The following is a 26,383-nucleotide window of genomic DNA, read 5'->3' as shown; positions in this document are numbered from 1 at the left end:
CGGCGCGGTCCTGCTTCGTCGTAGCCTCGACGTGTGTGGGATCTGGACCCGGCCGCCGCGTTCGTGGTCTTCGGCGACCAGGACTCCGGCTGCGTGTCCTACGGCGTGGAGTCGGCGGGCAGACGCTGGTTCGTCAAGCGGGCCGCGACGCCTGCGGCGCGTGAGTCGCTGACCCGCGCCCTGGGCCTGCACGCCGCGGTCCGGCACCCCGCGCTCGTGCAGCCCGAGCTGGTACGCGACGGCGCCGACGGCCCGACCGTCGTGTACCCGTGGCGCAACGGCGTCGTGCTCAACCACGCCACCGTCCACGGCAGCGACCGGGCCGGGCTGGCCCGCTTCCAGCGGCTCCCGCTCGCCGAGGTACGCGCGGCGCTGGACGCGATCCTCGACGCGCACGTGGCGGTGAGCGCGGCCGGGTACGTGGCTGTCGACCTTTACGACGGCTGCTTCCTCTACGATTTCGACGCCCGCCGGATGTGGCTGATCGACCTGGACGAGTACCGGCCGGGGGCGTTCGTGCTCGACTCCGACCGGCTGCCCGGGTCCCGCCGCTACCTGTCGCCGGAGGAGCTGACCCGGGGCGCGACCATCGACGAGCGCACCACCGTGCACGCGCTCGGCCGTACGCTGCACCACCTGCTCGACGGCCCGTCCGGCTGGCGCGGCACCACCGCGGAACGCGCGGTCGTCGACCGGGCCACGCGCGCCGACCCGGACGCGCGGCACGCCACCGTGGCCGCCCTGGTGCGCGACTGGCGGGCTGCCTGACCCTTATCCGGCTGCCGCTTCACCGCCTTCAGCGCCCCGCGCCCGGACCGAGGGCGTGACTTTCCGTCACCTCGACCCCATCCAGCACCTCGTCACAGTGAGTGAGAGGCGGTTTCCTCGGCGAATGCACCACCCTTCCGGGCGCACCACACCTGAGCAGGAAAAATATTCGACCAGTCGTCGGCGAGGCTGTTGCCTCTTCGGCGACTTTGCTCTGCAGCCTCATACGCAGCGGTAGCCGTGAGTCACCGCCGCGTCGATGGCTGCAGAGCAAAGTGGCCCGAGGTGAACCATGCGGGCGCAGCTTCGGCGCTACTCTCCGTGATGGCGACGGCTAGCGCGGCGGGACGACCAAGGGCCGACGCGGCGGGACGATCAGGGGTTGGCGTCGGACATCGGCACGCCGGCCACGACGGCGTGCGCGAGCCTCAGTCGACCGCACGGTTCGGACCGCCACCGGCCGGACCTATGACCGCAGGGCAGCCGTCGGGCGGAAACCCGCTCCCGGGGCCCGTCCGGCGCATAGCGTGGGGCGAGGTGGCCTGCCCGGGGCGCCGGTGAGCGGAGGGAGAACGCGGTGACTGAGCCGGAGGAGGAGCAGGAGAAGACCCGCAAGACCGATCGGGTGCTGTTCTCGCCCGACGGCGACCCGCACCACACGCTGGCCGAGGCGCCCCAGCCGGACGAGCACCTCCCGCCCACCGTCACCCGCGACGGCCACACGGACGTGCTCGACGACGAGCAGTGAGCGCACGAACCCGCCCGGCCGGCCGGCCGGGCGGGTTCCAGCCGCCCCGGAGGGCGGCCACGGAAGCAGCCTCAGACCGGCGGGATGCCGGAGCGGCCGATGTCGGACATGTCGTCGCCGATCTCGGTCCGGGTGCCGGCCACCGGCCCGGCGGTCGCCCCCGTCCGGTCCTCGATGCAGGCTTCACCCAGCCCGTGCATCAGCTCACCCACCGCGGCCAGCGCCGCGCCCTTGTCCGGGCAGGGCTGCCCGGTGGCGAGCACCCGCCCGTCGCCGCCGACCACGGTGAACCCCACGGTGCCGTCGGCTTCGCTCTCGATGACGAACTTCACCATGCTCCTCTCGCCGCCCCGGGCCGGGCGGCCCTTCAGCTCACGCCGTGCGACTGCAACCACAACTCCAGCAGGCCCAGTTGCCACAGCTTGTTGCTGCCGGCGGCGGCCTGCGCCCGGTCCGGCTCGGCCAGCAGCTCGTCGACGTACTCCCGGCGGAACAACCCGCGCCGGCGCGCCTCGGGCGCGCTGAGCGCCTCGACCACCAACTCTCGCACGGGCCCGTCGACGTTGCGCAGCGCCGGCACCGGGAAGTAGCCCTTGGGCCGGTCGATGACCTCGGCCGGCAGCACTTCCCGGGCCACCTCCTTGAGCACGCCCTTGCCGCCCTGGGCCAGCTTGTGCTCGGGCGGGCAGGCCGCGGCGAGCGCCACCAGGTCCTGGTCGAGGAAGGGCGTGCGCACCTCCAGTCCCCAGGCCATGCTCATGCTGTCGACGCGTTTGACCGGGTCGTCGGGCAGCATCAGGTGCGTGTCCAGGCGCAGCACCGCGTCCACGGCGGTCTGCGCGCCGGGCGCGGCCAGGTCCGCGGCGACCAGCTCGCCGCTGGCGTCGCGCTCACAGGTGTACGCGGGGTCGACCACCCGGTTCAGCTCGGCGTGATCGCGGTCGAAGAACGCGGCGGTGAACTCGGCCGCGGCGTTCTCCCGCGCCGCGTCGGCGAGCCGGTGGTGGTAGCCGTAGCCGGCGAACACCTCGTCGGCGCCCTGGCCCGACTGCGCCACCTTCACGTGCCGGGCGACCTGCTCGGAGAGCAGGTGGAACGCCACCACGTCGTGGCTGCCCATCGGTTCGGTCATGGCCGCCACGGTGGCGCGTACGGCCGGGCCGAGATCGCCGTCGGAGAGCTGGATGCGGTGGTGGTCGGTGCCGAACGCGCGGGCGACCAGGTCGGAGTAGTGGAACTCGTCGCCGGCCTCGTCGCCGCGGCTGTCGAACCCGATGCTGAACGTCTGGAGGTGGTGCTGACCGGCGCCGTCGAGCAGCGCGACGATCATGCTGGAGTCGAGGCCGCCGGAGAGCAGCACCCCGACCGGCACGTCGGCGACCAGCCGGCGGCGTACGGCCGTGCGCAGCGCGTCCCCGACGGCGGTCCGCCAGTCGGCGGCGTCCATGCCGTCGTGGGCCCGGTCGCGCCGGTACTCGGGCCGCCAGTAGACGCGCTCGCTGCTGTGCCCGTCGGCGTCGATCACCCGGACGGTGGCCGGGGGCAGCTTGCGGATCCCGCGCAGGATGGTGCGGGGCGCCGGCACGATCGAGTGCCACGACAGGTAGTGGTGCAGCGCGACCCGGTCGATGCCGGTGTCGACGTCGCCCCCGGCCAGCAGCGCCGGCAGCGTGGAGGCGAACCGGAGCCGGCCCGGGGACTCGGCGAGGTACAGCGGCTTGATGCCGAGCCGGTCGCGGGCCAGCACGAGCCGGCGGCGACGCCGGTCCACCAGCGCCACGGCGAACATGCCGACCAGGTGGTCGACGAACCGCTCACCCCACTGCGCGTACGCCACCAGGATCACCTCGGTGTCGCTGGTGCTGTGGAAGGTGTGCCCGGCCGTGCTCAGTTCGTCGCGCAGCTGCGGGTAGTTGTAGACGCAGCCGTTGAAGACCAGGGCCAGGCCGAGGTCGTCGCGGACCATCGGCTGGGCGCCGGCCTCGGACAGGTCGATGACGGTGAGCCGGCGGTGCCCCAGCGCGATCCAGCCGTCGTCCCACGCGCCCTCACCGTCCGGGCCGCGTGAACGCATCGCCGCTGTCATCCGATTCACCGCGTCGGTGTCGGGGGTGACCCCGTCGAACCTGGCCTCACCGCTGATCCCGCACATCTCAGCGCCCACCGGTCAGTCGCGGAGCACCCACCATGCCAACCTCCCGCCGCGTCGTCTCCCCGGGCGGTCCGCCGGGTACGGCGACTACCCGGCCTGTGGCGAAGGAAACCCGGATGGGCGGTTGGCGAGCCGGGCACGGCGCGCCGTCGTACGGTGGCGGTACGGGCCATGTCCCCGGGCGGTCCGGCCACGGGACGTGGCCAGGATCAACGACGCCTGCCAGGAGGACGTGTGTTCGCCAATTCCGAGGAACTCCTGCGATACCTCACCGACGAGGACGTGAAGTTCGTCGACGTACGTTTCTGTGACCTGCCCGGCGTGATGCAGCACTTCAACCTGCCGGTCGAGTCGTTCGACGACAGCGTGTTCAGCGACGGCCTCGCCTTCGACGGCTCGTCGATCCGCGGCTTCCAGTCGATCCACGAATCGGACATGCTGCTGCTGCCGGACGTGGCGACCGCGTTCGTGGACCCGTTCCGCGCGCAGAAGACCGTCGCGTTGAACTTCTTCGTCCACGACCCGTTCACCAGGGAGGCGTACTCCCGGGATCCGCGCAACGTGGCGAAGAAGGCCGAGGCGTATCTGGCGGCGAGCGGCATCGCCGACACCGCGTACTTCGGCGCGGAGGCGGAGTTCTACATCTTCGACTCCATCCGCCACGAGACCTCGGCGCACCAGTCGTTCTACTACATCGACTCGATCGAGGGCGCCTGGAACACCGGGCGGATCGAGGAGGGCGGCAACCGCGGCTACAAGACCGCGTACAAGGGCGGCTACTTCCCCGTGCCCCCGGTCGACCACTACGCCGACCTGCGCGACAGCATGGTCCGCCGGATGGTCGACGCCGGGTTCACTGTGGAACGCTCACACCACGAGGTGGGCACCGGCGGGCAGTCCGAGATCAACTACAGGTTCTCGACGCTGCTGCACTCCGCCGACGAGCTTCAGCTGTTCAAGTACCTGATCAAGAACGAGGCGTGGGCGCACGGCAAGACCGCCACGTTCATGCCGAAGCCGGTGTTCGGTGACAACGGCTCCGGCATGCACACCCACCAGAGCCTCTGGCGCGGCGGCGAACCGCTGTTCTACGACGAGACCGGCTACGCCGGCCTGTCCGACACCGCCCGCTGGTACATCGGCGGCCTGCTGCACCACGCCCCCTCGCTGCTGGCCTTCACCAACCCGACCATCAACTCGTACCGCCGTCTCGTCCCCGGCTTCGAGGCGCCGGTCAACCTGGTCTACTCCCAGCGCAACCGCTCCGCCTGCACCCGCATCCCGGTGACCGGCAGCAACCCGAAGGCCAAGCGCGTCGAGTTCCGCGTGCCGGACCCGTCCAGCAACCCGTACCTGGCCTTCTCCGCCATGCTCATGGCCGGTCTCGACGGCATCAAGAACAAGATCGAGCCGCCCGCGCCGATCGACAAGGACCTGTACGACCTGCCCCCGGAGGAGTGGGGCGACGTCAAGCAGGTACCCGGATCGCTGCCCGAGGCGCTGGCGGCGCTGGAGACCGACCACGACTACCTGCTCGACGGCAACGTCTTCACCGCCGACCTGATCTCCACCTGGGTCGACTGGAAGAACGCCAACGAGGTCGACCCGGTACGCCTGCGCCCGACCCCGCACGAGTTCGCCATGTACTACGACTGCTGAGCGACGTCCTGCTGAGCGACCCCACCGCCCCCGCGCCACCCGCGGGGGCGGTGGTCGGCGGAAACAGCCTCGGGACGGCCCCCGGCCTCGTACCGTCGAGACATGATCCCGCCTCACGACGAGCTGCCGACCGTTCCGTGCCGGTGGAGCCGTCGGTGAGGCCGCGGCCCACCACCACCGCCACCACCCCGACACCGGAGATCCCCACCGTCCTGACCCTCGGGGTGGAAGAGGAGTTCCTGCTGCTGGACCCGGTCACCGGCGAGAGCATGCCGGTCGCCGACCGGGTCCGCGACGCGCTCTCCGGGACCGCACGCGAGCAGAGCCGGCAGGAGTTCCGGCACAGCATGGTGGAGATGGTGACCCCGGTCAGCCCCGACCTCGGTCAGCTCCGCGAGCACCTGGTCACGTTGCGCCGGGCGGCCGCCGGGGCGGCCGAGGCGGCCGGGGCGCGACTGGTGGCGGTCGGCGCCACGCCGGTCTGCGAGGCCCACCGCACGGTGCCCGACGAGCAGCGCTACCACGACATGTCCCGCCGGTTCGGCCCGGTGGCCCACGACCCGGCGGTTTGCGGCTGCCACGTGCACGTCGGCGTACCCGACCGGGATCTGGCCGTGCAGGTGTGCAACCACCTGCGCCCGTGGCTGCCGGTGGTGCAGGCGCTCACCACCAACTCGCCGCTGCACGACGGGCGGGACACCGGGCACGCCAGCTGGCGCTCGATGCAGCTGGAACGGTGGCCGAGCATCGGGCCGACGCCGCACTTCCACTCGGCCGCCGACTACGACGCCACGGTCCGGGACCTGATCACCGCCGGCATCATGCTCGACGCCGCGATGGTCTACTGGTACGCCCGGCCGTCGGCGTCGTACCCCACAGTGGAGATCCGCGTCGGCGACGTCTGCCCCACAGTCGACGACACCGTCCTGATCGCCGGGCTGGTCCGGGCGCTGGTCGCCACCGCGATCGACGACATCCGCGACGGTGTGCCGGCCCAGCGCATCCGCGACTGCCTCGTCGCCGCCGCGCACTGGCGGGCCGCGCACGACGGCGTGGACGGTGACCTGGTCGACCTGCGCACCGGGCGGCCCCGGCCCGCCTGGGACCTCGTCGACGACATGCTCGGCATCGTCACGCCCGCGCTAACCCGCCACGGCGATCTGGACCTGGTCCGGCGCGAGATCGACCGGGTGCGCCGCGAGGGCACCGGCGCCACCCGGCAACGTCAGGTCATGGCCGACACCGGCGGTGACGTCCGTGTCGTGCTCGCGCACCTGGCCGCGCAGACCGTCGCGGCCTGAGATGAGCGGCCCGGCCGACGACACGCCGGACCGGGCCGGCGGCCGGTCAGCGCAGCCCGGCGAACAGGTCGTCCTCCGGCGTCGGCGCGCCGGTGGTGTCCCGCACCCGTACGAACGTCTCCATGCCCATCAGCTCGGTGAACCGCTCCTGCCCGAGGCGCAGGAAGAAGATGTTCTCCGCCTGGCTGGCGTGCGCGGCGAGCGACGCGAACTTCTGCCCGCCGTAGCCGCTGGTGTCGACCCAGGTGGTGATCTCGTCGTCCGGCAGGCCCAGCGCCGGCATCTCGTCGGTCGCCTCCGGCTCGGGGAACTCCACCCCGATCTCGCGCATGACGGTGCCGAACTGCTGGAACGCGCTGCGCGGCACGGTGGTCCAGTAGACCTTGGCCGGGATGCCGGTCTGCTCGACGGCGGCCATGGTGATGCGGTGGGCCTGGATGTGGTCCGGGTGGCCGTAGAAGCCGTTCTCGTCGTAGGTGACGACGACGTCGGGACGGTAGCGCCGGATCAGCTCGGCCAGCCGGCCGGCCGCCTCGGCCACCGGCGTGTTCCAGAACGCGCCGGGCGCGTCGTTCGTGGCCCAGCCCATCATCCCGGAGTCGCCGTAGTCGAGCGTCTCCAGGTGGGTCACCTTGAGCGCCTCGCAGCTCGCGGCCAGCTCGGCGCGGCGCATCTCGACCACGGCCTTCGGGTCGTGCCCGGGGTCGCCCGGCTTGATTCCGCCGGGGCCGTCGCCGCACCCCCCGTCGGTGCAGGTAACGAGCACAGTGGTCACGCCCTCGGCCGCGTAGCGCGCCAGGATGCCGCCGGTGCTCGTCGCCTCGTCGTCGGGGTGCGCGTGCACCGCCATCAGGGTCAGGGATCGATCGGTCACCCCGTCACCATACGAGCATCGGCCGACGAACTAGCATTGCCCGGTCCGCAGACGGCGACGGAAGCGAGGCGCGATGGGTTGGCTCCAGCGGTTGCTCGGTGGCGGACGGGTCGAACTGGACCCGACACGTCAGCAGGAGCTGCTGCGGGACGTGCGGCAGTCCTACGGGGCGCACGCCCGCCTCCGGTTCCCGGAGCAGGCCGACGCGATCACCCGGCTGCTGTCCGATGACGACGGTCTCGTGGTGGCCGCCGGGATCGTCTGCGAGGCCGCCGACCAGGCGCACGCCGACCTGCTGGGCCAGGCGCACGAGGTGTTCCGGCGTACCGGCCGGCGGCTGCTGGTGCACCGCCGCAACTACCGGCCCCTATGGAAGGAGGCCGGGCCCGCGCTGCGCTGGCCGCTCGGCGCGCTGCCCAGCGGGCTGCACCCGTACGCGCAGGTGGCCGGCGCCGTGGCGGCGGTCGGCGGGCGGGCCGACCGGCTGGACAAGGTGACCGATCCGCAGCCGTTCGTGACGCGCCTGTTCGAGGTGCTCGACCTGACCACGGCCGGCTGGGAGTTCGGCCGGGTGCGTGTGGACACCGACAGCGCGTCGCTGGTGGAGCGGCTGATGGGCACCGGCGCGCGGGTGCTCGCGACGATGGACGACCCGCCCCGGCTGCCGCCGGCGGTGCGGGAGATGATGCGCCGCAACCACCGCATCGCCGTGTACGACCCGGCCGGTCCCCGGGTGGTCGGCGAGTTCAACCTGGGCGCGCGGCTGCGCGAGACGCTGCTGGCCTGACCGTCGGCACGCCCCGCCCCGGCCGGGTTGCCGCGGCGGGGCGCGTCAGCGGTCAGGTGGTCGTGCAGGTGAGGTTCGTCGGCGGGTTGTTGGTGCCGCCGGCCGTGCCGATGAAGCCGAACGTGGTGGAGCCGCCCGCCGGCAGGGATCCGTTGTAGTCGACGTTGCGCACCGTGACGTTCGCGCCGCTCTGGATGTGCGTGCCACTCCAGATCTGGTTGATCACCTGACCGTTCGGGAACGTCCAGGACACCGTCCAGCCGCGGATCGCGGTGGCGCCGGCGGTCACCGTGACCTCGGCCTGGAAGCCGCCCGACCAGGAGCCGGTGATCGCGTACGTGGCACGCGCACCGGACGGCGCCGGGGAACTGGTGGTCGGGGTCGGGGTCGGTGACGGCGTGGACGTCGGCGTCGGCGTCACTGTCGGCGAGGGGGTCACGCCCGGCCGGGCCGCCCGGTACGTGTGGCCGGCGCGGACGGTGAGCGCCACGACGTCGGACTCCGGCCGGGTGGTGGCCGGTGTGCTGCCGTCGGTGACGTCGGTGAGGGTGAAGGCGCCGGTGAACAGCCGGGACCGCAGTCGCAGCGTGCCGTCGCGGTCGGCGCGGACGCTGATCTCGTCGGCCTGGCTGTTGCTCCAGGTCAGCGCCACCGTGTAGCCACCCCGGCCGCGCAGCCCCGCGACCTGCCCGGCGGGCCAGGCGCTGGGGAGCGCGGGCAGCAGGTGCAGCTCCCCGGTGTGGCTGTGCAGCAGCATCTCGGCGATGCCCGAGGTGGCGCCGAAGTTGCCGTCGATCTGGAACGGCGGGTGCAGGTCGAACATGTTCGGCGCGAGCCGGTCGGTGCGGACCAGGTCGCGCAGGAGCTTGTGGGCGCGGGCGCCGTCCTCCAGCCGGGCCCAGAAGTTGATCTTCCAGGCGAGGGACCAGCCGGTCCCGTCGTCGCCGCGCAGCTCCAGCGTCTTGCGGGCGGCCTCGTACAGCGCCGGGGTGCCCCGCCTGGTGATCTGGTTGCTGGGATGCAGCCCGTACAGGTGGGAGACGTGCCGGTGGGTGCGCTCGGTCTCGACCCAGTCGGCGAGCCACTCCTGCACGTTGCCCCGGGAACCGACGCGGCTCGGTGGCAGCCGATCCTTGGCCGTACGCACCTGGGACCGGAACGTGGTGTCGACGCCGAGCACCTCGCTCGCCCGGGCCGCGGCGTCGAACAGGTCACGCAGGATCTGGTTGTCCATCGTGGGTCCGGCGCAGACGCTGGCGTTGGCGTGGTGCGCCAGCTCCGGCGAGTTCGACGGGTTCGTCACCAGGTAGCCGAGCGTCGGATGGGCGACCAGGGTGTCGAGGAAGAACTGGGCGGCGCCCTTGAGCGCCGGGTAGTTGGCCTGGAGGAAGCCGAGGTCGCCGGTGAACAGGTAGTGGTCCCAGATGAGCGTGCTCAGCCAGGCCCCGCCGGTCTGCCACATGCCCCAGAACGCGCCGTCCACCACCGACGCGCCCCGCCAGGCGTCGGTGTTGTGGTGGGTGACCCAGCCACCGGCGCCGTACTGTGCCTGGGCGACCCGCGCGCCGGTGACGGTGAGGTCCTTGACCAGCTCGAAGACCGGCAGGAAGCACTCGGACAGGTTCGTGGTGTCGGCCGGCCAGTAGTTCATCGGCAGGTTGGCGTTGACCGTGTACTTCGAGTCCCAGGACGGCGTGAGCGAGTCGTTCCAGATGCCCTGCAGGTTCGCCGGCTGGGTGCCCGGCCGCGACGAGGAGATCAGCAGGTACCGCCCGAACTGGAACAGCAGCGCGGCGAACTGCGGGTCGTTCGTGCTCGCGTGCTGCGCGATCCGCACGTCGGTGGGCTGGTCGGCGGCGGCGGTGCGGCCCAGGTCGATCGTGACCCGGTCGAACAGCGCCTGGTAGTCGGCGCGGTGGCGGGTGCGGAGCTGGTCGACGGCGACGCTCTTGGCGGCGTTCAGCCGGTTGCGGGCGATGCCCTGGTAGTCGCCGTTGACGGTGCGGTAGTTGACGTAGCTGGTGCCGATCGAGATCAGGACCGTCACGCTGGTCGCGCCGGACACCCGCAGCGTGCCGCCGGAGCTGCTCACCGTGCCGCCGGTGACGGCGGCGTTGGCCAGCGCGAGGAACCGCACCGAGCCGTTGACCCCCTCCATCGAGCCGGAGATGCCGTCGAGCGCGACTGTCGCGCCGTCCGGGCTGGACACGGTGGTCCGCTGCGGGCTGTCGAACGCGGCGGAGAACGTGATCGCGTTCGCCCGGTCGGCGGTCAGCCGGAGCACTATCACCTGGTCGGGCGCGCTGGCGAACACCTCCCGCTGGTACCGGACACCGTTCAGCACATACGTGGTGGTGACGGTGGCGGTGGTGAGCTCCAGCGTCCGGTTGTACTGCGTCGCCCCGCTCGCCGACCCGAAGGAGAGCCGCAGGTCGCCGACGGTCTGGTAGGCGAGCTGACCGCCGGGGCTGCCCATCATGGTCTGGTTGATCAGATCCTGGGCCGAGGTCCACTGGTCGGCGAAGACGCGACGCCGGATCTCGGCCAGGTTGGCCGCGCCCCGGGTGTTCGCCGAGTCGTACGGGCCGCCGGCCCACACGGTGTCCTCGTTGAGCTGGAGCCGTTCGGTGTCCACGTTGCCGAACACCATCGCGCCGAGCCGCCCGTTGCCGATCGGCAGGGCGCGCAGCCAGTCGGTGCCGGCCGGTTCGTCGTACCAGAGCGCCAGGTCGTTCGCGGCGAGCACCTGCGCCGGCGCCGCCGAGCCGGCGCGGGCGGCGGCGCTCCAGGCGGCCGGCACCAGCGCGGCGCCGGTGCCGGCCGCTGCGGCCTTGATGACGTTGCGTCGTGTCACTTCAGACATGCTTTTCTCCCAACCGCGCGGATCAGAGGCGGGTCCGGGTGCGCGGCTGCTCTGTTATCGCTAACAGATTGCGCCTCGCACACCCGGACGCCGCGTTCCTGCCACTCCGCGCCCAGGGCTCCCGACCGGGCGACACGTCGGCCAACATGGACTCTCATGGATGAAGTGACATCGCGTCAAGGGGTGTTACCGCTAACAGACGCGATCCGTGGCGCACTCGCCGGGCCGAGCGGGGCGCGGGCGCGGCCGGCCGGCCCACCCGGGCCACGTGCACGATCCGCTCCGGCGCCACGTCCAGCAGCGTGCCGAGCGCGCCACGGGTGGCTGCGACGTCGACGAGCTGACTGAGCGGGTGCGCGGCCAGCCCGGCCGTGTGCAGCGTCAGCCACATCCGCATCAGCACGCGTCCGAACTCGACCTGCCCGGCCGCGTCCAGACCGGGCGGCTCGATCAGCGCCAGCACCCCGCCGCCCCGCGCCAGTGGATCACCGCCCGCGGCGGCGAGCAGCCGGGGGAGCCCCAGCGGGCGCAACGCCGGGTACGCCGCGAGCGCCGCCCGCAGTCCGGTGGCCGCCGCCCGGCCCAGCCCGAGGCAGCTGTCACTGAGCCCGTCGCTCCGGTAGCGCGGGCACGCCCGGTCCAGGCGCAGCCAGCGGCGCAGCTCGGCGACCACCGACGGGTCGGCGTACACGTGCCGGTCGGCCGTGCGCAGCAGCGCGCGCAGCCGCCCGGCCGCCGGCACCACGCGGGCCGCGCCACCGGCCCGGCGGGCGACCGCGTCCACGGCCGCGACCACGTCGGCGTCCGGGCCGCCGGTGAACCGGCCCCGGTGGGTACGCCGGTCCCACACGTCGGCGGCGCAAAACGGCGTCCGGTACGGCTGCCGGGCCGGACGCAGCCGCCCCACCCGCCGGTCCGACTCGTCGTGGTCGGCGGCCCAGTCCAGCCGCAGCCCCGCGTCGGCGGCGACGATCAGGCAGGTCTCCACGAACGCGCCGAGCGACAGCCGCAGGTCCCGCCCGGTCGGGTCGCCGGCGGGCAGCGTGTCGGCCGGGTCCCAGCCGACGGTGATCGCCCAGCGCTCGTAGCGCAGCCGCCACGGCTGGGTGTTGTGCGCGCTCGGCGCCCGCCAGCACAGCGGCTCCAGCGCGCGGAACGCGGCGAGGTCCATGCTCACCGCTCCCTGGCGTAGAACGTGTAGCCGTGCAGCGGGCGTCCGCCGAGGCGCCGGTACTGGGCGGCCGACGCCGGGTTGTCCCGCCCGACGTACGTGCTGCGCAGCGCCGTGTATCCGCCCTCGTGCAGGTTGCGGTGCAGGTGCTCCGACAGCAGCCGCTGGTAGCCGCGCCCCTGGAACCGCGGCACCACGCCCTTGACGATCAGCACCGCCTCCCGGCGGTACCGGCGCCGGGTGGCCAGCAGACGAAGCTGGTTGACCGGGTTCAGGTCGCCGCGCACAGCGACCAGGAAGTCGCTGATGTCCGGCACGCAGAGCACGAACGCCACCGGCTGCCCGTCGCGGGTCAGGTAGAGCAGCAGCGAGTCATCCAGCAGGTACGCCAGCCCGTCGGTCTGCCGCCGCAACTGCGCCGCGGAGATCGGCGTGTAGTAGCCGAGCTGGGCGAAGGAGTCGTTGAGCATCCCGCGCAGCAGGTCCAGCTGTTCGTCGAGCCGCCGGCTGTTCCCGCGGTGCAGGTCCAGCCGGGAGCCGTCGGGCTGGACGCCCAGCGCGGGCGGCGGCCCGGACGGCGACGGCACCGGGCAGATCCAGGTGTCGGAGACGAACCGCCCGGTGAACCCGTACGCCTCGTAGGCGTCCGGGTAGTACGGCGGGTTCCACGCGCTGTCCACGAAACCCCGGTCGGCGTACCCGGAGGTGATCACGCCGCCGGCCTGGTTGGGCAGCAGCGCCACCGGCCCGAACAGCAGGTCCCGGCCGGGTGTGGCGTGCGTGGCGATCGCGTCGAACAGCGGCCGGGCGGCGTGCGGGGTGAACTCGGTGAGCCCGAACAACTGGCACCGGCGGCCGAGCTTCGCGTCGAGGTCCGCGTCGGTGTGCAGCGTGGTCCGCCCGACCACCGCGCCGGAGGCGTCGCGCAGCACGTACATCGGCACGCCGTCGCGCCACCAGCGGCGGATCTGCTGCCGGGGCGTCGGCACGTAGCGGGACTCGTCCGCGTACAGCCGGTCGGTGAGCGCGAGGAAGTCGCGCAGGCCGCGCCGGCCGGTCACGCGCTCGAACCGGTGGCCGGTCACCGGCGCACCGCCGGTCCGGTGGTCTCCGCGCCCAGCGGCGTGAACCGCTCGATGTGGCCCATCGCGCCGTCCTCGGCCCGCCACGCGCCGTTTGAGTAGCCGTCCGGGGAGGCGGTGTAGAGGCGGATGAACCCGGCCGTGGCGTTGCGGTTGCCGTCGGTCAGCCACATCATCAGCCTCCGGTGGTGCCGGGTCCGGGCGAAGCGCAGCAGCGCGTCGCGGTCGGTGAAGAACGCGATGGTGCCGAGCGTCAGCGGGAACTGCCAGTAGACGGTGTGCCAGCAGTAGCCGGACATCCGGCGCATGTCGCGCACCATCCGGATCCAGTCGGGGGCCAGGCGCAGCAGCACCAGCGGGTTCGCGTACCGGGTGCCGCCGATGAACATGGCGCCGGCGCGGGCCTGGGCCGGGGCGCGGGAGAAGTCACGGGTGCGCATCGCTCACCTCACCAGGTAGACGTTCTTGATCTTCTGCATGGCGGCGAACGGGCCGCCGCCCGGCTCGTGCAGCTCCACCCGCAGGTCACCGGCGGTCGGGTCCTCCACCAGGGACTGCGCGAAGTCCCGCGACACCGAGGTCAGGTACGCGCGTACCCCGTCGCGGCAGGCGTCGGCGAGCGCCGCCCGGGCCGCGGCGTCCAGCGGGCGGCGCAGCTCCACGTGGATCACCGGCCGGGTCTCCAGCGCCGCGTCCTCGTGCAGCGTGAGACAGAACCTGTTGATCTCGGCGGCGTACGGGTTTCCGGTGTAGAGGCCGTACTCGACGTCCTGCGGGTAGAGGTTCGCGCCCAGGTAGGACACGGTGGAGTCGCTGCGGCCGAACAGCAGCAGCAACGGCAGCGTCATCCGCTCCTCGGACACCGCGGTACGGAACTCGGCGCGGCGCACCGGGTCGGCGTGCGCCAGTTCCACGATCCGGCGGTACGGCACCAGCAGCGCCTCGTCGCCGACGTTGTAGCGCAGCCGGGGCTGGAGCACGTGCGGGCCGGTCACGGTGCAGAGCAGCTCCCGCCGGTCGTTGGTCTCCAGGTAGGTGGCGAACGGGTTGTACTGGAACACCATCGGCAGCCGCTGCTCGCCGCGGCCCAGCAGTTCCGCGCGCAGTCCCGCGTCGGTGCGCAGCCGCCGCCGCAACCAGACCGTGAACCGGGTCTCCGCGCCGATGCCGATGGTCAGGTCCGACGCCCCGTACGCCGACCGCACCCGCACGAACCGCTGCTCCAGGTAGTCGCGCAACGCCTCGGTCATCCCCTCGCCGCCGCAACTGGCGAAGATCCGGTACCGCGACCACGAAAAGTCCTCGGCGTCGAGCCGGTCCCGCAGGTGCTTGAGGAACGGCGGGTACGCGGTCACCAGGTAGTCGTGGCCGGGGCCGAACTCGCGCAGCGTGTCGACGATCTTCCCCAGGTCGGGGCCGGTGTTCTTCACCGTCGCGATCCGGGCCATCGCCGCGCCGGTCGTGGTGCCGGTCGCCCAGGCGCCCATCGAGTACGCGTTGATGACGAACGGTCGGCGCATCGGGAACGCCAGCCCGGTGTACCCGGCGATGTCGCGGTGCACCGCCCGCAGCTCCCGCTCGCCGCGCGGCCAGTTGAACGGCCGCCCGGACGAGCCGGCCGACTCGTCGACCACCACGCCCCGCTCCGGCATCCGCCCGTCCCGGCACCGGGCCGAGGCGTCGTACGCCATCACGTACCCGCGTTTGTCGGTCTCCGGGAAGTCCCGCAGCCGACGGCGCAGCCCGCCCGGGCGGGCCCGCAGGAACGCCTGGTAGGCGGGCACCCGCCGGGCGGCGCGGACGCAGGTGGACCGCGCGTTCGCGGCGGCGAGCCGGTCGAGGACCGGGTGGTGGCGCCGGGCCAGCCACCTCCAGCCGGCGGGGTGGTGGGCGATGAGCCGGGCCAGCGCGGCGACCGCGCGGCCGGCGGGGGCCAGCGCGGCCTCGGCGGGCAGCGGCGTGTCGACGGTACGCAAGGCGGCGTGTCGGTGCAGCGTCTCGGCCATGACAAGGATCCTGTCGACGCCGCGACGCGGACACATGAGCGACGGGACGGTACTGCGCTGAGTACCCGTACCCAGTCGCGAAAGCTGCCCGGGCTGGCCACGCTCAGTCACCATGGCGACACTCGCCTGGTGCGTCGTGCCTGGTCCGGTGACACTTCGCCCATGACAGACGGCAAGCGTGAGCGCACGAACGAGCGCTTCGAGAAGGTGGCCGAGGAGACCTCGGAGACCGTGACCCACGCGGCCACGGTCCTGGAGGAGGAACTCGCGGCGGGGCTGGCCGGCGCACGGCGACTCGAGGAGAAGCTGACCGAGAGCCGCCGGGTCGACCCGGAGGCGTTCGACGAACTCGTCGCGCGGGTCCGCACCGACGGGCACGCCCTGATCGACACCGTGGTCGGGCAGCTGAAGATGGCCGACGACCAGCGCGGTGAGGTGATCCGGCGGTACACGTCGGACGCGCACGACGCGCTGGACACCGTACTCAATTTGGCGCGGCTGGCCCCCGAGGTCGCAAACGGGCTCGCGGACCGGCTGGCGTCGCCGGCCCCGAAGCGGCCGACGGACCGGTAGCCGCGCGATGGCGCCGACCGCCGGGGTGGCCGGCGGGCACGTGGAACGGATGCTGGAGCGCTATCGCGGGCTCGCCCTCGGCGCGCTGCTCGACGACGTGCCCGACGGCGGCCCACGCTACCTCTACGACCTGGTCGCGGAGTATCCGCGCCGGTGGGGCAAGGGGCTACGCGCCGCGCTGTGCCTGGCCACGTGCCGGGCGTTCGGCGGCGGCGACGCGGTGGGCCTCAACGCCGCGGTGACAGTGGAGCTGTTCCACAACGCCTTCCTCATCCACGACGACATCCAGGATTCCAGCGAGCAGCGGCGCGGCGGGCGGACCCTGCACGCCGAGTACGGCGTGGGCGTGGCCCTGAACGTCGGCAACATGACGAACCTGCTGGCGTTGCGGCGGCTGGCCGCGAACCGGGCGGCGCTCGGCTCCGGGATCGCGTGGCGGCTGTTCACCGAGACCGAGCTGATGATGCGCCACTCGCTGGAGGGGCAGGCGATCGAGATCGGCTGGATCCGCGACAACGTGTGCGACCTGGACGCCGACGACTACTACCGGATGTGCCTGAAGAAGACGTCCTGGTACACGTGCATCTACCCGTGCCGCACCGGCGTCCTCGTGGCGACCGGCCGGGAGAACGCTCTCGACGTGCTGGATCGGTACGGCTGGTATCTGGGCGCGGCGTTCCAGATCCAGGACGACGCGCTCAACCTGACCGGCGACTACGCCCGCTACGGCAAGGAGATCGCCGGTGACCTGTGGGAGGGCAAGCGCACGCTGATCCTGATCGACTTCATGCGGCGGTGCACACCGGAGGAACGTGAACGGCTCGTGCGGTTGCTGAGCCGTACCCGCGCGCAGCGCACCGACGCCGAGGTGCGCTGGCTGCACGGGCGGCTGCTCGCGTACGACTGTGTGGAGTCGGCGCGGCGCAGCGCCCGGGATCTCGCGCTCGCGGCCCGGCGTGAGGGTGAGCGGGCGCTGGGCGCCGCCGCCGACACCGAGGACGGCCGTTTCCTGCTGGAGCTGACCGACTACGTGGTGGAACGGGCCCGTTAGCCGCCCAGGATTCCGCGCAGCCAGGTGAGCTGTTCGCGCTGGTGCGCGGCCTCGCCGCCCTCGTGGTCGTTGAACTCGTACACCCGCACGTCCTTGTCGCCGCCGTAGCGGTGGTAGGCGGCGAAGCAGGTCGACGGCGGGCAGACCTGGTCACGCAGGGCGATGGAGAACAGCGCCGGCGCGGTGGCGCGCGGCGCGAGCACTGCGGCGTCCAGGTAGGACAGCGTGCGGAACACCTGGTCGGCGCGGTCGCGGTGCAGCGCGAGGTACTCGACGACCTCGGCGTACGGGCTGTCCGGCCCGGCGACGCGCACGCCCCGGCGGATGTCGCACAGGAACGGCACGTCCGGCATGACGGCGGCGACGTCCGGGCACAACGCGCCGACGGCCAGGGCGAGGCCGCCGCCCTGGCTGAAGCCGGTCACCGCCACCCGGCGCGGGTCGACGGCCGGGTGCCGCCGGGCGGCCTCGGCGAAGCGCACCGCGTCGGTGATGAGCCGCCGGTAGTAGTGCTCCGCCGGGTCGGCGACGCCCCGGGTGAGGAAGCCGGGCACGGTGCCGGCCGGGTAGGGGTGCGGGTCGGGCGTGCCGCCGGTGGCGGCGCTCCACCCCTGGCCCCGGCTGTCCATGATCAGGTGCGCGAAACCCGCCGCCGCCCAGAACAGCTTCTCGTGCGGCAGGCCGCGGCCCCGGCCGTAACCGAGGTACTCGACCACGCAGGGCAGCGGCCCGTCGGCACCGGCGGGCAGGTGCAGCCATCCGCGTACCGGCTCACCGCCGAAACCGGGGATCGTGGCCGCGTACGTCCGGATCTGGGTCAGCCCGGTGTCGACCGGCTCGTAGACCGCCGCCGCCGGGTCGCCGCCGCCGTCGAGCGTGCGCGCCCAGAATCCGTCCAGGTCCGCCGGCACGTCCAGCTCCGGCCGGTACGCGAGGCAGCCGGCCAGGTCGAGGTCGGTCAGCGGCACGACGCGGCCTCCCGGACGGCGGACGCGAACCAGCCGGTGATGGTGCTCGGGTGGGTGATGGCGGTGCCGACCACCACCGTCCACGCGCCCGCCCGCAGCGCCTGCGCGGCCTGCTCCGGGGTGTGGATGCGTCCCTCGGCGACCACCGGGACGTCGACCGCGGCGGCGAGCCGGGCGACCAGGTCCAGGTCCGGCCCGTCGCCCTTTGTGGTGTACGCGGTGTACCCGGAGAGCGTCGTGCCGACCAGGTCGGCGCCGGCAGCGGCGGCGGCGATGCCCTCGTCGAACGTGGAGCAGTCGGCCATCACCAGCGCGCCGGTGCGCTCGTGCACGGCCGCGATCGTCTCGGCGAGCGTACGGCCGTCGGGCCGGGGCCGGGACGTGCCGTCGAGCGCGACGACGTGCGCCCCGGCGTCGGCGACGGCCAGCGCGTGTTCGAGCGTCGGAGTGATGAAGACGTCGTCGTCGCCGTCCTTCCAGAGCCCGATCAGCGGCAGGTCCACCGCTGCGCGGATGGCCGCGATGTCCGCCAGGCCCTGGGCGCGGATGCCGGCGGCGCCGCCGCGGGCGGTGGCGAGCGCGACCCGGCGCATGGTGTCCGGGTCGCGCATCGGCTCACCCGGGTACGCCTGGCAGGAGACCACCAGGCGGTCACGGAGCTGGTCGACGAGGGAGTTCATGAGGCCTTCCAGGCGAGCGAGGCGGCGCCGAGCAACGGCGCGTCGGGGCCGAGGGTGGAGGCGAGGACCGGCACGCCCTTCAGGCCGGGCAGCGTCTCGGCGGGCACCGCGTCGCGCAGCGCCCGCCACCACGGCTCGCCGAGGCCGGTGACGCCGCCGCCGATCACCACGGCGGCGGGGTCGAGCACGTTGACCAGGCCGCCGACGGCGGACCCGACGGCCGTGCCGCCGAGCCGGACGACGTCGCGGGCCGTCTCGTCGCCGCCTGCCGCGAGCGCGGCGACGGCCCGCAGGTCGGCCACCGGACGGCCGGTACGCCGGACGTACTCGGCGGTGAGCGCGGGCCCGGCGGCGATCGCCTCCAGGTGCCCGCGCCCGCCGCAGGTGCAGGGCAGCGTTCCGGCGTACGCCGACGGCTGGTGCCCGGCGTGCCCGGCCGCGCTGTGCGCACCGGCGAGCACGGTGTCGCCGAGGACGAACGACGCCCCGACACCGGTGCCCACGGCGACGTAGAGCACCGTGTCGTACCCGGCCGCGACGCCGTGACGCGCCTCGCCCAGCGCGTGGGCGTGCACGTCGTTGATCACGGTGACCGGCACGCCGAGGCGCCGGGCCAGGTCGCCGCGCAGGTCCGTGCCGGCCCATCCGGTCAGCACGTCGGTGGCGGACAGCACCAGGCCGGAGCCGCTGTCGATGACGCCGGCGCTGCCGACGCCGAGCGCCCGTACGACGTCCGGCGCGTCCGCCCGCAGCTTCTCGACCAGGCCGGCGGCGGTGTCGAGCACCGCGGCGGCGCCGGAGCGGCCGGGTGTCGGCGCGGTGTGCCGGCCGACGACCTCGCCGGCGGCGGTGACCAGCGCGGCTGTGGTCTTGGTGCCGCCGATGTCGAGCGCGGCGACCAGACCGGTCGTGCTCACCTCGGGCATGGTCAGAGCAGCCCGGCCAGTTCCAGCTGGGTACGCACGCGGCCCGTCTCCGCGTCGTCCAGCGGCCGCAGCGGCAGCGACACCGCGTTGCCGGCGATGACGCCGAGCAGGGACAGCGCGGTCTTGAACGCGCCGACGCCCCGGGTGGCGCCCGCCGAGGTGGCCGGGTCGGCCGCGTCGACGATGCGGAACAGCCGGGTCAGGCGGTCCTGCTCCCGCCGGGCCGCGGCCCAGTCGCCGGCCACGCAGGCGCGGTGCAGCCGCACGTATCCGGCCGGGTCCACGTTGCCCAGTCCGGGCACCGAGCCGGAGCCACCGGCGAGCATCATCGCGTCGACCACGACCTCGTGGCCGGTGAGCAGGCTGAAGTCGCGCTCCGGCGCGTGCTCGGCGATGGCGAGCGCCAGCTGGCGGAACGCGACGTCGTCGCCGCTGGAGTCCTTGACGCCGGCCAGCACGCCCTCGGCGGCGAGGCGGGTCAGCAGGTCGACGGAGAGCTTGCTGTGCACGCAGACCGGGATGTCGTACGCCAGCAGCGGAAGCTCGACCGCCGCGGCGACGGCGCGGAAGTGCCGCTCGATCTCGTGCGGGCCGACGATGGCGTAGAACGGCGCGGTCACGACCAGGCCGTCCGCGCCCAGCCGGGTGGACGCCTCGGCCCGCTCCACGACCCGGCGGGTGGTGGGCTCGATGCATCCGGCGAGGACCGGCACGGCGCCGCCGGCGGTCTTGACGATGGTCTCCAGCGCGAGGTCCCGCTGCCGGTCGGTGAGGAAGACCGTCTCGCCGGAGCTGCCGAGCGCGAAGATGCCGTCGACGCCGGCGTCGAGCAGCCACTCGACCAGCCGTTCCAGGGAGTGGACGTCGACCTCGCCCTCCTCGGTCAGGGGGGTGACGGCCGGCGGCACGACTCCGGCGAACCGCGGGGCTGGGGTGGTCACAGGTTCTCCTCGACAGACTCAGTTGTGGTGCGGCCGGTCGCCGAGGTGGCGAGCGCGACCAGTTCGGTGTTCGCGGTGCCGGCGGGCACCGGGTGGTGGCAGCGGAACTCGTGGCCCGCGCCCTCGGCGGGGCGCGGCGCGGGCATGTCCACGGCGCAGCCGTCGGTCGCGGCCCAGCAGCGGGTCCGGAACGGGCAGCCGCTCGGCGGCCGGGTCGCCGACGGGACCGGGCCGACCAGCGGAATGGGCTCGATCGGTGAGAGCAGGCCCGGCGTGGCCGAGAACAAGGCCCGGGTGTACGGGTGCCGGCCGCCCTCGGGCAGCAGGTCGGCGGGGGTCTGCTCGACGATGCGGCCCAGGTACATGGTGACGACCCGGTCGCTGACCCGCTTGACGGTCTGGATGTCGTGCGACACCAGCACCATGGCCAGGCCGAGCCGGTCCTTGAGGTCCAGCAGCAGGTTGAGGATCTGCGCGCGGACCGACACGTCGAGCGCGCTGGTCGGCTCGTCGGCGATGACCAGCCCCGGTTCCAGGGCCAGCGCGCGGGCGATGGACACCCGCTGGCGCTGGCCGCCGGAGAGCTGGCTGGGCAGCACGTCGGCGACCGAGCGGGGCAGGCCGACCAGGGCCATCAGCTCGGTCACCCGCTGCTCGCGCTGCTGCCGGGTGCCCCGGCGGTGCACGTCGAGCGGGTCGCGCAGGATGTCGCGTACCGGCATCCGGCGGTTCAGTGAGGTGGCCGGGTCCTGGAAGATCATGCCGACGCCGGCGCCGATGTGCTCGCGCCGCTCGGCGGCGCTCATCGACCACACGTCCTTGCCGGCGAAGGACACCGTGCCGGCGGTCGGCCGTTGCAGGCCGACGAGCACCTTGGCGAGGGTGGACTTGCCGCAGCCGGACTCGCCGACGATGCCGACCGTCTCGCCGGCCCGGATGACCAGGTCGGCGCCGGTGAGCGCGTAGACCTTCTCCCGGCTGAACATGCCGCCGCCGCGCGCGGCGTGCACCACGTGCACGTCGCTCAGCTCGGCGATCGGCCGGTGCTCGGCGGTGGCGCTCATCGGGCCGGCTCCTTCTCGCTGACGGTGACGGCGGGGTGGTGGCAGGCGTACCCGTGGCCGTCCGTGCCCGCCATGGTGGGCGCGGTGTCCCGGCAGATCTCGGTCGCCATCGGGCAGCGGTCGGAGAACCGGCAACCCTTCGGGAAGTCGGCCGGTGAGGGCACCACGCCGCGGATCTGGGTGAGCCGTTCCGCGCCGGTCTCCAGGGACAGGACCGAGCCGAGGAGGCCGCGGGCGTAGTGGTGGGCGGGCGCCTCCATCACGTCGGCGGTCACGCCGGTCTCCACGATCTGCCCGCCGTACATCACCACGACCCGGTCGCAGACGTCGCTGACCAGGGCGAGGTCGTGGCTGACCAGGATGAGAGCGAAGCCGAGCCGCTCGCGCAGCTCCAGCAGCAGCGCCATCACCTGGGCCTGCACGGTGACGTCGAGCGCGGTGGTCGGCTCGTCGGCGATGATCAGCTTCGGGTCGCGGGACAGCGCCATGGCGATCACGACGCGCTGCCGCTGCCCGCCGGACAGCTCGTGCGGGTACGCGGCGAGGGTGCGCCGCGGGTCCAGCCCGACCAGCCGCATCAGTTCCTCGGCCGAGCGGGTGCCGCCGCGGCGGATCATCTGGGCGAGCTGGGCGCCGACGCGCAGCGCCGGGTTCAGCGCCGACAGCGCGTCCTGGTAGACCATGGCGATCTCGCGGCCCATCAGGGCGCGGCGGCCCTTGGCGTTGAGTTTCAGCAGGTCCGTGTCCTGGAAGCGGATCTCGCCGCGTACCCGGGCGCCCTGCGGCAGCAGACCCATGACGGCGAGGACGCTCAGCGACTTGCCGGAGCCGGACTCCCCCACCAGGCCGACGACCTCGCCGGGGCGTACGTCGAAGGTGAGCCCGTCGACGATGTCGACGCCGCGGTGGCGGCCCTCGAAGCCGATGGACAGGTCGCTGACCTGAAGGACCGGCTTGCCCTGCGGCAGCGGGCGGGCGCGCTCACGCAGCCGCTGCGCCGCCTCGGCCAGGCCGGGCAGCTCGACCACCTCGCCGGTGCCGGGCTGCGCCTGCTCCAGCGCGTCACCGCTGGTGGTGGACGTGGCGCGGCGCGCGGCGGGGGCGGCCCAGGCGTCGGACATGCCCTCGGAGAGCACGTTGAGCGCCAGCACGGTGAGCAGGATCAGCAGGCCGGGGAAGAATGTGGCCCACCAGCCGCCGATCTGCACCATCTCCTTGCCGAAGGCGATGACCGAGCCCCACGAGGAGGCCGCCTCCTGCGGGGCGAGGCCGCCGCCGATGAAGGACAGGGACGCCTCGAAGACGATCGCGTCGGCCACCATGACGGTGACGAAGACGAGGATCGGGGCGGCGCAGTTGCGCAGGACGTGCCGCCAGAGGATGTGCGGGCGGCGGGCGCCGATGATGCGCTCGGCGGCCACGTAGTCCTCGCCGTACTGGGACAGCACGTTGGCGCGGACGATGCGCGCGACCGAGGGGGTGAACACGAACCCGATCGCGATGACGAGGACCAGCAGGCTGTTCTTGCCGAACGAGATGATCAGCAGCGCGGAGAGCACGATCGTGGGGAAGGCCATGACCACGTCGAGGCAGCGCATGATGATCTCGTCGACGACGGTGCGGCTGCTGCCGGCGAGCGCGCCGAGGATCGCGCCGAGCACCAGCGCGATGCCGGCCGCGCCGAAACCGACGATCAGGGAGCGCCGGGTGCCGGCGACCAGCCGGGAGAAGACGTCGCGGCCGAGTTTGTCCAGGCCGAACCAGAAGTCGCCGTTCGGGCCGGTCAGCGCCGGTCCGAGGCCGGTCTGGGTGGGGTCGTGGCGCAGCAGCAGCGGGGCGAGCACGCCGACCACGACGATGAGCGCGACGAAGCCGAGCGCGAACCGGGCCGCGAGACCGAGCCGGGCGAAGGCCATGCCGGGGCGGGACAGCCGCGTGGTGAGGGACCGGCGCATCAGTGGCCTCCGCGCAGTCGGGGGTTGGCGAAGAGGTAGAGGATGTCGACGACCAGGTTCACCAGGACGAAGCACAGCGCGATGGTGAGCACGGTGCCCTGGGCGAGCGCGGTGTCGTTCTGCTGGACGGCGCTCATGATCTGGGTGCCCATGCCAGGCAGCGAGAAGATGGCCTCGATGACGACGGTGCCGCCGATGAGGTAGCCGATCCGCAGGCCGAGCGCGGTGAGCGGGTTGACCAGCGCGTTGCGCAGCACGTTGCGGCCGATCACCACGCGCGGTGGCAGTCCGGCGCCGACGGCGGTGCGGACGTAGTCCTTGTCGAGTTCCTCGACCATCGACGTGCGGACGATGCGGGCCAGCGAGCAGCCGACCGGTACGGCCAGCGCCAGCGCGGGCAGCGCGAGGGACTGCAGCCAGAGGCCGACCGAGTCGGCGGGGTTGACGTATCCACCGGTCGGGAAGATCGGGCGGCGGACCGAGAACTCCTGGATGAACAGCAGGGCCAGCCAGAACGAAGGCGTGGCGATGCCGGCCATGGAGACGATCCGGATGACCTGGTCGGGCCAGCGGTCCCGGTACAGGGCGGCCGGGATGCCGAGGGCCAGCGCGATGACCAGCGCGCCGACGACGCCGAGCGCGGTGAGCTGGATGGTCAGCGGCAGCGCCATGGCGATCTTCTCGGCGACCGGGACCGACGGCGGGAACGTCATGCCGAGGTCGCCGCGGACGAGGTCGCCGAGGAAGTGCAGGTAGCGCAGCGGCAGCGGGTCGTTCAGCCCGTTCGCGGCGCGGAACGCCTCGACCTGCGCCGGCGTGGCCTGGTCGCCGAGGACGGACAGCGCCGGGTCGATCGGGGAGAACTGCATGATCACGAAGACGAAGAGCGTGATGCCCAGCACCAGGGGGATCAGCGTCAGGAATCGTCGTGCGACCAGGTTCAGGACGGTCAGCATTGATTCTCTTTCTCGTGGCGGGGCGCCGGGGCGTCCCGTCCGGCCGCATGGGTCACGTGCGGCCGGACGGGACGGAGGCGGGGGCGGAGCCCCGAGTGGGCTCAGCCGGTCCGGCCGGTGCCCAGGAAGTACAGGCCGGTGGTCGAGGCGCCCGAGAAGCCGTCGAGCTTGGCCGGGTCGTACGCGGTGACGACCTTGGTGTGCAGGATCGGGTAGAGCGGGGCGTCGTCCGCCACCATGTCCAGGGCCTGCTTCCACAGCGCCTTGCGGGCCGCCTCGTCGGAGGTCTGCGCGGCCTTGTCCAGCAGGTCGCCCATGGCCTTGCGGTTGGCGTCGCTCCAGCGGTAACGCTGGCCCGGCCAGGTCTCGCCGAAGTAGTACCAGCGCATCAGCAGGTCGGTGTCGACGCCGAAGACGCTCGGGTCACCGGTGGCCATGAGCACCCGGAACGTGTCCTTGGGGACGATGTCGCCGTAGATGGCCGAGGACGGCACGGTGTTGAGCGTGGCGTTGACGCCGATCTTCTTCCACTGCTCGATGACCAGCGGGGCGACGTCCTTGACCACCGAGTTGTCGGTGGTGTCGAGCCGGAACGACAGGTTGGTGACGCCGGCCTCCTGGAGCAGGGCCTTGGCCTTGTCCGGGTTGTAGTCGTAGACGGTGGCGGCCTTCTGGTACGCCTTGTTGCCCTCGTCGAGGTAGCTGGTCGCCGGGCTGCCGTAGCCGTTGAGCGCGGTCTTGATGACCGCGTCCTTGTCGATGGCGTAGTGCAGGGCCTGGCGGACGCGCTTGTCGCTGAACGGCGCGGCGGCGTTGTTGAACATGAGGAAGACCTGGTTGAAGGCCTGCTTCACGTCGATCGTGTACTTGTCCTTGAGCGAGTCGACGTTCAGGTACGGCACGGCCTCGATGGCCTGCACGCGGCCGCCCTGCAGGTCCGACACCCGGGCCGACGCCTCGGTGGTGGTGTTCCACGTCATCGTCTCGACCTTGGCCGGGCGCGGGCCGTTGTAGGTCTCGTTCTTGCTCAGCTTGATGCCGGATTCCTTGGACGCGCTGTCCACCTTGAACGGGCCGGAGCCGATCGGCGCGGTGTCGAACGCCTTGGCCGCTGCCGCGTCACCGGTCTTGGCCTTGGGCACGACCTTGATGACCGAGATCCGCTCGCTGAACAGGGCGAACGGGTACTTCAGCTTGAACTCGACGGTGGCCGCGTCCTTGGCGGTGACGCTGTCGAGGAACGAGACGAAGCCCTGCATCAGCGGCGGCGCCTTCGGGTCCGCCGGCTTCAGCACCCGGGTGAACGACCAGGCGACGTCCTCGGCGGTGACGGGGGTGCCGTCGGAGAACTTCGCGCCGTCGCGCAGCGTCACGGTGTACGTGAGGCCGTCGGCGCCGGGCGTCGGGTCGCTCTTGGCCAGGGCGTTGTAGGGTTCCCGCGTGATCGGGTCGAGGTCCACGAGACCCTCGAAGACGTGCTGGTTGACGGCGGTCGCCACGGCGGAGGAGGCGTTGCCCGGGTCGAAACCGCTGGAGAGCGTGAACGCCAGGGTGGCCTCGATCGACGTGCCCGCCTTCCCGCCGCTGACCGCGTTGGTCGAGGCGGGACCGCCGCTACAGGCCACCAGCCCGAGGGCGAGGGTCGCTCCGAGGGAGGCGACGGCCAGGGGGCGGACGCGGCGGCGCGGCACGCGCCAGCTCCGCGACTTACCGGTGGTGCTCACGTAGATGCCTCCATAGGCTCTTCATGCGCTCGCGTCGCCGCTCGCGCCGGGGATGTGAAGTGTAAGGTGTATGACGTCTGACGTCTGATGCCGGTAGGGTGAGGGTGTCAGATTCGGGAACGAAGGGCAAGGGG

The 26,383-nt window shown here is 72.7% G+C and carries 23 protein-coding genes; 7 read left to right on the top strand and 16 right to left on the bottom strand.

Annotation, left to right across the window (positions count from 1 at the left end):
* Positions 1 to 33: 33 nt before the first annotated feature.
* Both BAW75_RS22305 and BAW75_RS32390 read left to right on the top strand, forming a co-directional pair.
* Complete coding sequence (locus tag BAW75_RS22305) at positions 34 to 768, top strand: serine/threonine-protein kinase (RefSeq protein WP_104114799.1); 735 nt, start codon at positions 34 to 36, stop codon at positions 766 to 768.
* Between the two features lie 577 nt (positions 769 to 1,345).
* Complete coding sequence (locus tag BAW75_RS32390; RefSeq protein ID WP_013285860.1) at positions 1,346 to 1,516, top strand: hypothetical protein; 171 nt, start codon at positions 1,346 to 1,348, stop codon at positions 1,514 to 1,516.
* Between the two features lie 71 nt (positions 1,517 to 1,587).
* Here BAW75_RS32390 and BAW75_RS22300 read toward each other — a convergent pair whose 3' ends face one another.
* Together BAW75_RS22300 and BAW75_RS22295 are read right to left on the bottom strand one after the other, a co-directional pair.
* The gene (locus BAW75_RS22300) at positions 1,588 to 1,851 is read right to left on the bottom strand and encodes a hypothetical protein (protein WP_222948895.1); all 264 of its coding nucleotides are present in this window, start codon (positions 1,849 to 1,851) and stop codon (positions 1,588 to 1,590) included.
* Between the two features lie 32 nt (positions 1,852 to 1,883).
* The gene (locus BAW75_RS22295) at positions 1,884 to 3,668 is read right to left on the bottom strand and encodes an N-acetylglutaminylglutamine amidotransferase (RefSeq protein WP_104114798.1); all 1,785 of its coding nucleotides are present in this window, start codon (positions 3,666 to 3,668) and stop codon (positions 1,884 to 1,886) included.
* A 234-nt stretch (positions 3,669 to 3,902) separates the two neighbouring features.
* On the opposite strand from BAW75_RS22295, the gene glnA reads away from it, so the two are divergent.
* Positions 3,903 to 5,327: a type I glutamate--ammonia ligase gene (glnA, locus tag BAW75_RS22290; protein WP_104114797.1), complete on the top strand. Its 1,425-nt coding sequence runs from the start codon at positions 3,903 to 3,905 to the stop codon at positions 5,325 to 5,327.
* Between the two features lie 155 nt (positions 5,328 to 5,482).
* Positions 5,483 to 6,628 (top strand): carboxylate-amine ligase, encoded by a 1,146-nt coding sequence (locus tag BAW75_RS22285; protein WP_104114804.1) that lies wholly within the window; start codon positions 5,483 to 5,485, stop codon positions 6,626 to 6,628.
* A 46-nt stretch (positions 6,629 to 6,674) separates the two neighbouring features.
* Here BAW75_RS22285 and BAW75_RS22280 read toward each other — a convergent pair whose 3' ends face one another.
* Positions 6,675 to 7,502, bottom strand: a complete 828-nt coding sequence (locus tag BAW75_RS22280; RefSeq protein WP_043324725.1) for a PIG-L family deacetylase — start codon at positions 7,500 to 7,502, stop codon at positions 6,675 to 6,677.
* A gap of 73 nt (positions 7,503 to 7,575) precedes the next feature.
* On the opposite strand from BAW75_RS22280, the gene BAW75_RS22275 reads away from it, so the two are divergent.
* Complete coding sequence (locus BAW75_RS22275) at positions 7,576 to 8,289, top strand: hypothetical protein (RefSeq protein WP_043324727.1); 714 nt, start codon at positions 7,576 to 7,578, stop codon at positions 8,287 to 8,289.
* Positions 8,290 to 8,341: 52 nt separating this feature from the next.
* On the opposite strand, the gene BAW75_RS22270 is transcribed toward BAW75_RS22275, so the two are convergent.
* From BAW75_RS22270 to BAW75_RS22250, 5 genes are all read right to left on the bottom strand, one after another.
* The gene (locus BAW75_RS22270) at positions 8,342 to 11,152 is read right to left on the bottom strand and encodes a glycosyl hydrolase family 95 catalytic domain-containing protein (protein ID WP_104114796.1); all 2,811 of its coding nucleotides are present in this window, start codon (positions 11,150 to 11,152) and stop codon (positions 8,342 to 8,344) included.
* A 154-nt stretch (positions 11,153 to 11,306) separates the two neighbouring features.
* Complete coding sequence (locus BAW75_RS22265) at positions 11,307 to 12,323, bottom strand: nitroreductase family protein (RefSeq protein WP_104114795.1); 1,017 nt, start codon at positions 12,321 to 12,323, stop codon at positions 11,307 to 11,309.
* Positions 12,324 to 12,325: 2 nt separating this feature from the next.
* Positions 12,326 to 13,408: an N-acetyltransferase gene (locus BAW75_RS22260; RefSeq protein WP_104114794.1), complete on the bottom strand. Its 1,083-nt coding sequence runs from the start codon at positions 13,406 to 13,408 to the stop codon at positions 12,326 to 12,328.
* Positions 13,405 to 13,845: a DUF4188 domain-containing protein gene (locus BAW75_RS22255; RefSeq protein ID WP_104114793.1), complete on the bottom strand. Its 441-nt coding sequence runs from the start codon at positions 13,843 to 13,845 to the stop codon at positions 13,405 to 13,407. The genes BAW75_RS22260 and BAW75_RS22255 overlap by 4 nt, the downstream gene beginning before the upstream one ends.
* A 3-nt stretch (positions 13,846 to 13,848) precedes the next feature.
* On the bottom strand, positions 13,849 to 15,411 hold the full coding sequence (locus tag BAW75_RS22250) for a phenylacetate--CoA ligase family protein (RefSeq protein ID WP_104114792.1): 1,563 nt from the start codon (positions 15,409 to 15,411) through the stop codon (positions 13,849 to 13,851).
* 162 nt (positions 15,412 to 15,573) lie between these two features.
* Between BAW75_RS22250 and BAW75_RS22245 the strand changes: the two genes are divergently transcribed.
* Together BAW75_RS22245 and BAW75_RS22240 are read left to right on the top strand one after the other, a co-directional pair.
* Entirely contained in the window at positions 15,574 to 15,984 is a 411-nt protein-coding gene (locus tag BAW75_RS22245; protein ID WP_069090139.1) for a hypothetical protein, read from the top strand.
* 7 nt (positions 15,985 to 15,991) lie between these two features.
* A complete protein-coding gene (locus tag BAW75_RS22240) occupies positions 15,992 to 17,035 on the top strand; it encodes a polyprenyl synthetase family protein (RefSeq protein WP_104114791.1) in 1,044 nt (347 codons plus the stop codon).
* Here BAW75_RS22240 and BAW75_RS22235 read toward each other — a convergent pair.
* The 8 genes from BAW75_RS22235 to BAW75_RS22200 form a co-directional block, all read right to left on the bottom strand.
* Positions 17,032 to 18,003, bottom strand: coding sequence for an acetylxylan esterase (locus tag BAW75_RS22235; protein ID WP_104114790.1), 972 nt, complete (start codon positions 18,001 to 18,003; stop codon positions 17,032 to 17,034). The two genes, BAW75_RS22240 and BAW75_RS22235, sit on opposite strands and share 4 nt — an antisense overlap.
* Complete coding sequence (locus BAW75_RS22230) at positions 17,994 to 18,683, bottom strand: N-acetylmannosamine-6-phosphate 2-epimerase (RefSeq protein WP_104114789.1); 690 nt, start codon at positions 18,681 to 18,683, stop codon at positions 17,994 to 17,996. Before BAW75_RS22230 ends, BAW75_RS22235 begins: the two co-directional genes overlap by 10 nt.
* The gene (locus tag BAW75_RS22225) at positions 18,680 to 19,609 is read right to left on the bottom strand and encodes an ROK family protein (protein ID WP_104114788.1); all 930 of its coding nucleotides are present in this window, start codon (positions 19,607 to 19,609) and stop codon (positions 18,680 to 18,682) included. Before BAW75_RS22225 ends, BAW75_RS22230 begins: the two co-directional genes overlap by 4 nt.
* 2 nt (positions 19,610 to 19,611) lie before the next feature.
* Positions 19,612 to 20,550, bottom strand: a complete 939-nt coding sequence (locus BAW75_RS22220; protein WP_069090135.1) for a dihydrodipicolinate synthase family protein — start codon at positions 20,548 to 20,550, stop codon at positions 19,612 to 19,614.
* A complete protein-coding gene (locus BAW75_RS22215) occupies positions 20,547 to 21,614 on the bottom strand; it encodes an oligopeptide/dipeptide ABC transporter ATP-binding protein (protein ID WP_104114787.1) in 1,068 nt (355 codons plus the stop codon). The genes BAW75_RS22220 and BAW75_RS22215 overlap by 4 nt, the downstream gene beginning before the upstream one ends.
* Positions 21,611 to 23,569 (bottom strand): dipeptide/oligopeptide/nickel ABC transporter permease/ATP-binding protein, encoded by a 1,959-nt coding sequence (locus tag BAW75_RS22210; RefSeq protein ID WP_043324746.1) that lies wholly within the window; start codon positions 23,567 to 23,569, stop codon positions 21,611 to 21,613. The genes BAW75_RS22215 and BAW75_RS22210 overlap by 4 nt, the downstream gene beginning before the upstream one ends.
* Complete coding sequence (locus BAW75_RS22205) at positions 23,569 to 24,525, bottom strand: ABC transporter permease (protein WP_064446265.1); 957 nt, start codon at positions 24,523 to 24,525, stop codon at positions 23,569 to 23,571. Before BAW75_RS22205 ends, BAW75_RS22210 begins: the two co-directional genes overlap by 1 nt.
* A 101-nt stretch (positions 24,526 to 24,626) precedes the next feature.
* Positions 24,627 to 26,249, bottom strand: coding sequence for an ABC transporter substrate-binding protein (locus BAW75_RS22200; RefSeq protein ID WP_043324748.1), 1,623 nt, complete (start codon positions 26,247 to 26,249; stop codon positions 24,627 to 24,629).
* Between the last annotated feature and the right edge of the window lie 134 nt (positions 26,250 to 26,383).

Source organism: Micromonospora chalcea, from assembly GCF_002926165.1.
In the GTDB taxonomy this organism is placed as follows: domain Bacteria; phylum Actinomycetota; class Actinomycetes; order Mycobacteriales; family Micromonosporaceae; genus Micromonospora; species Micromonospora chalcea.
This window is presented reverse-complemented; position numbering and strand designations above follow the sequence as displayed.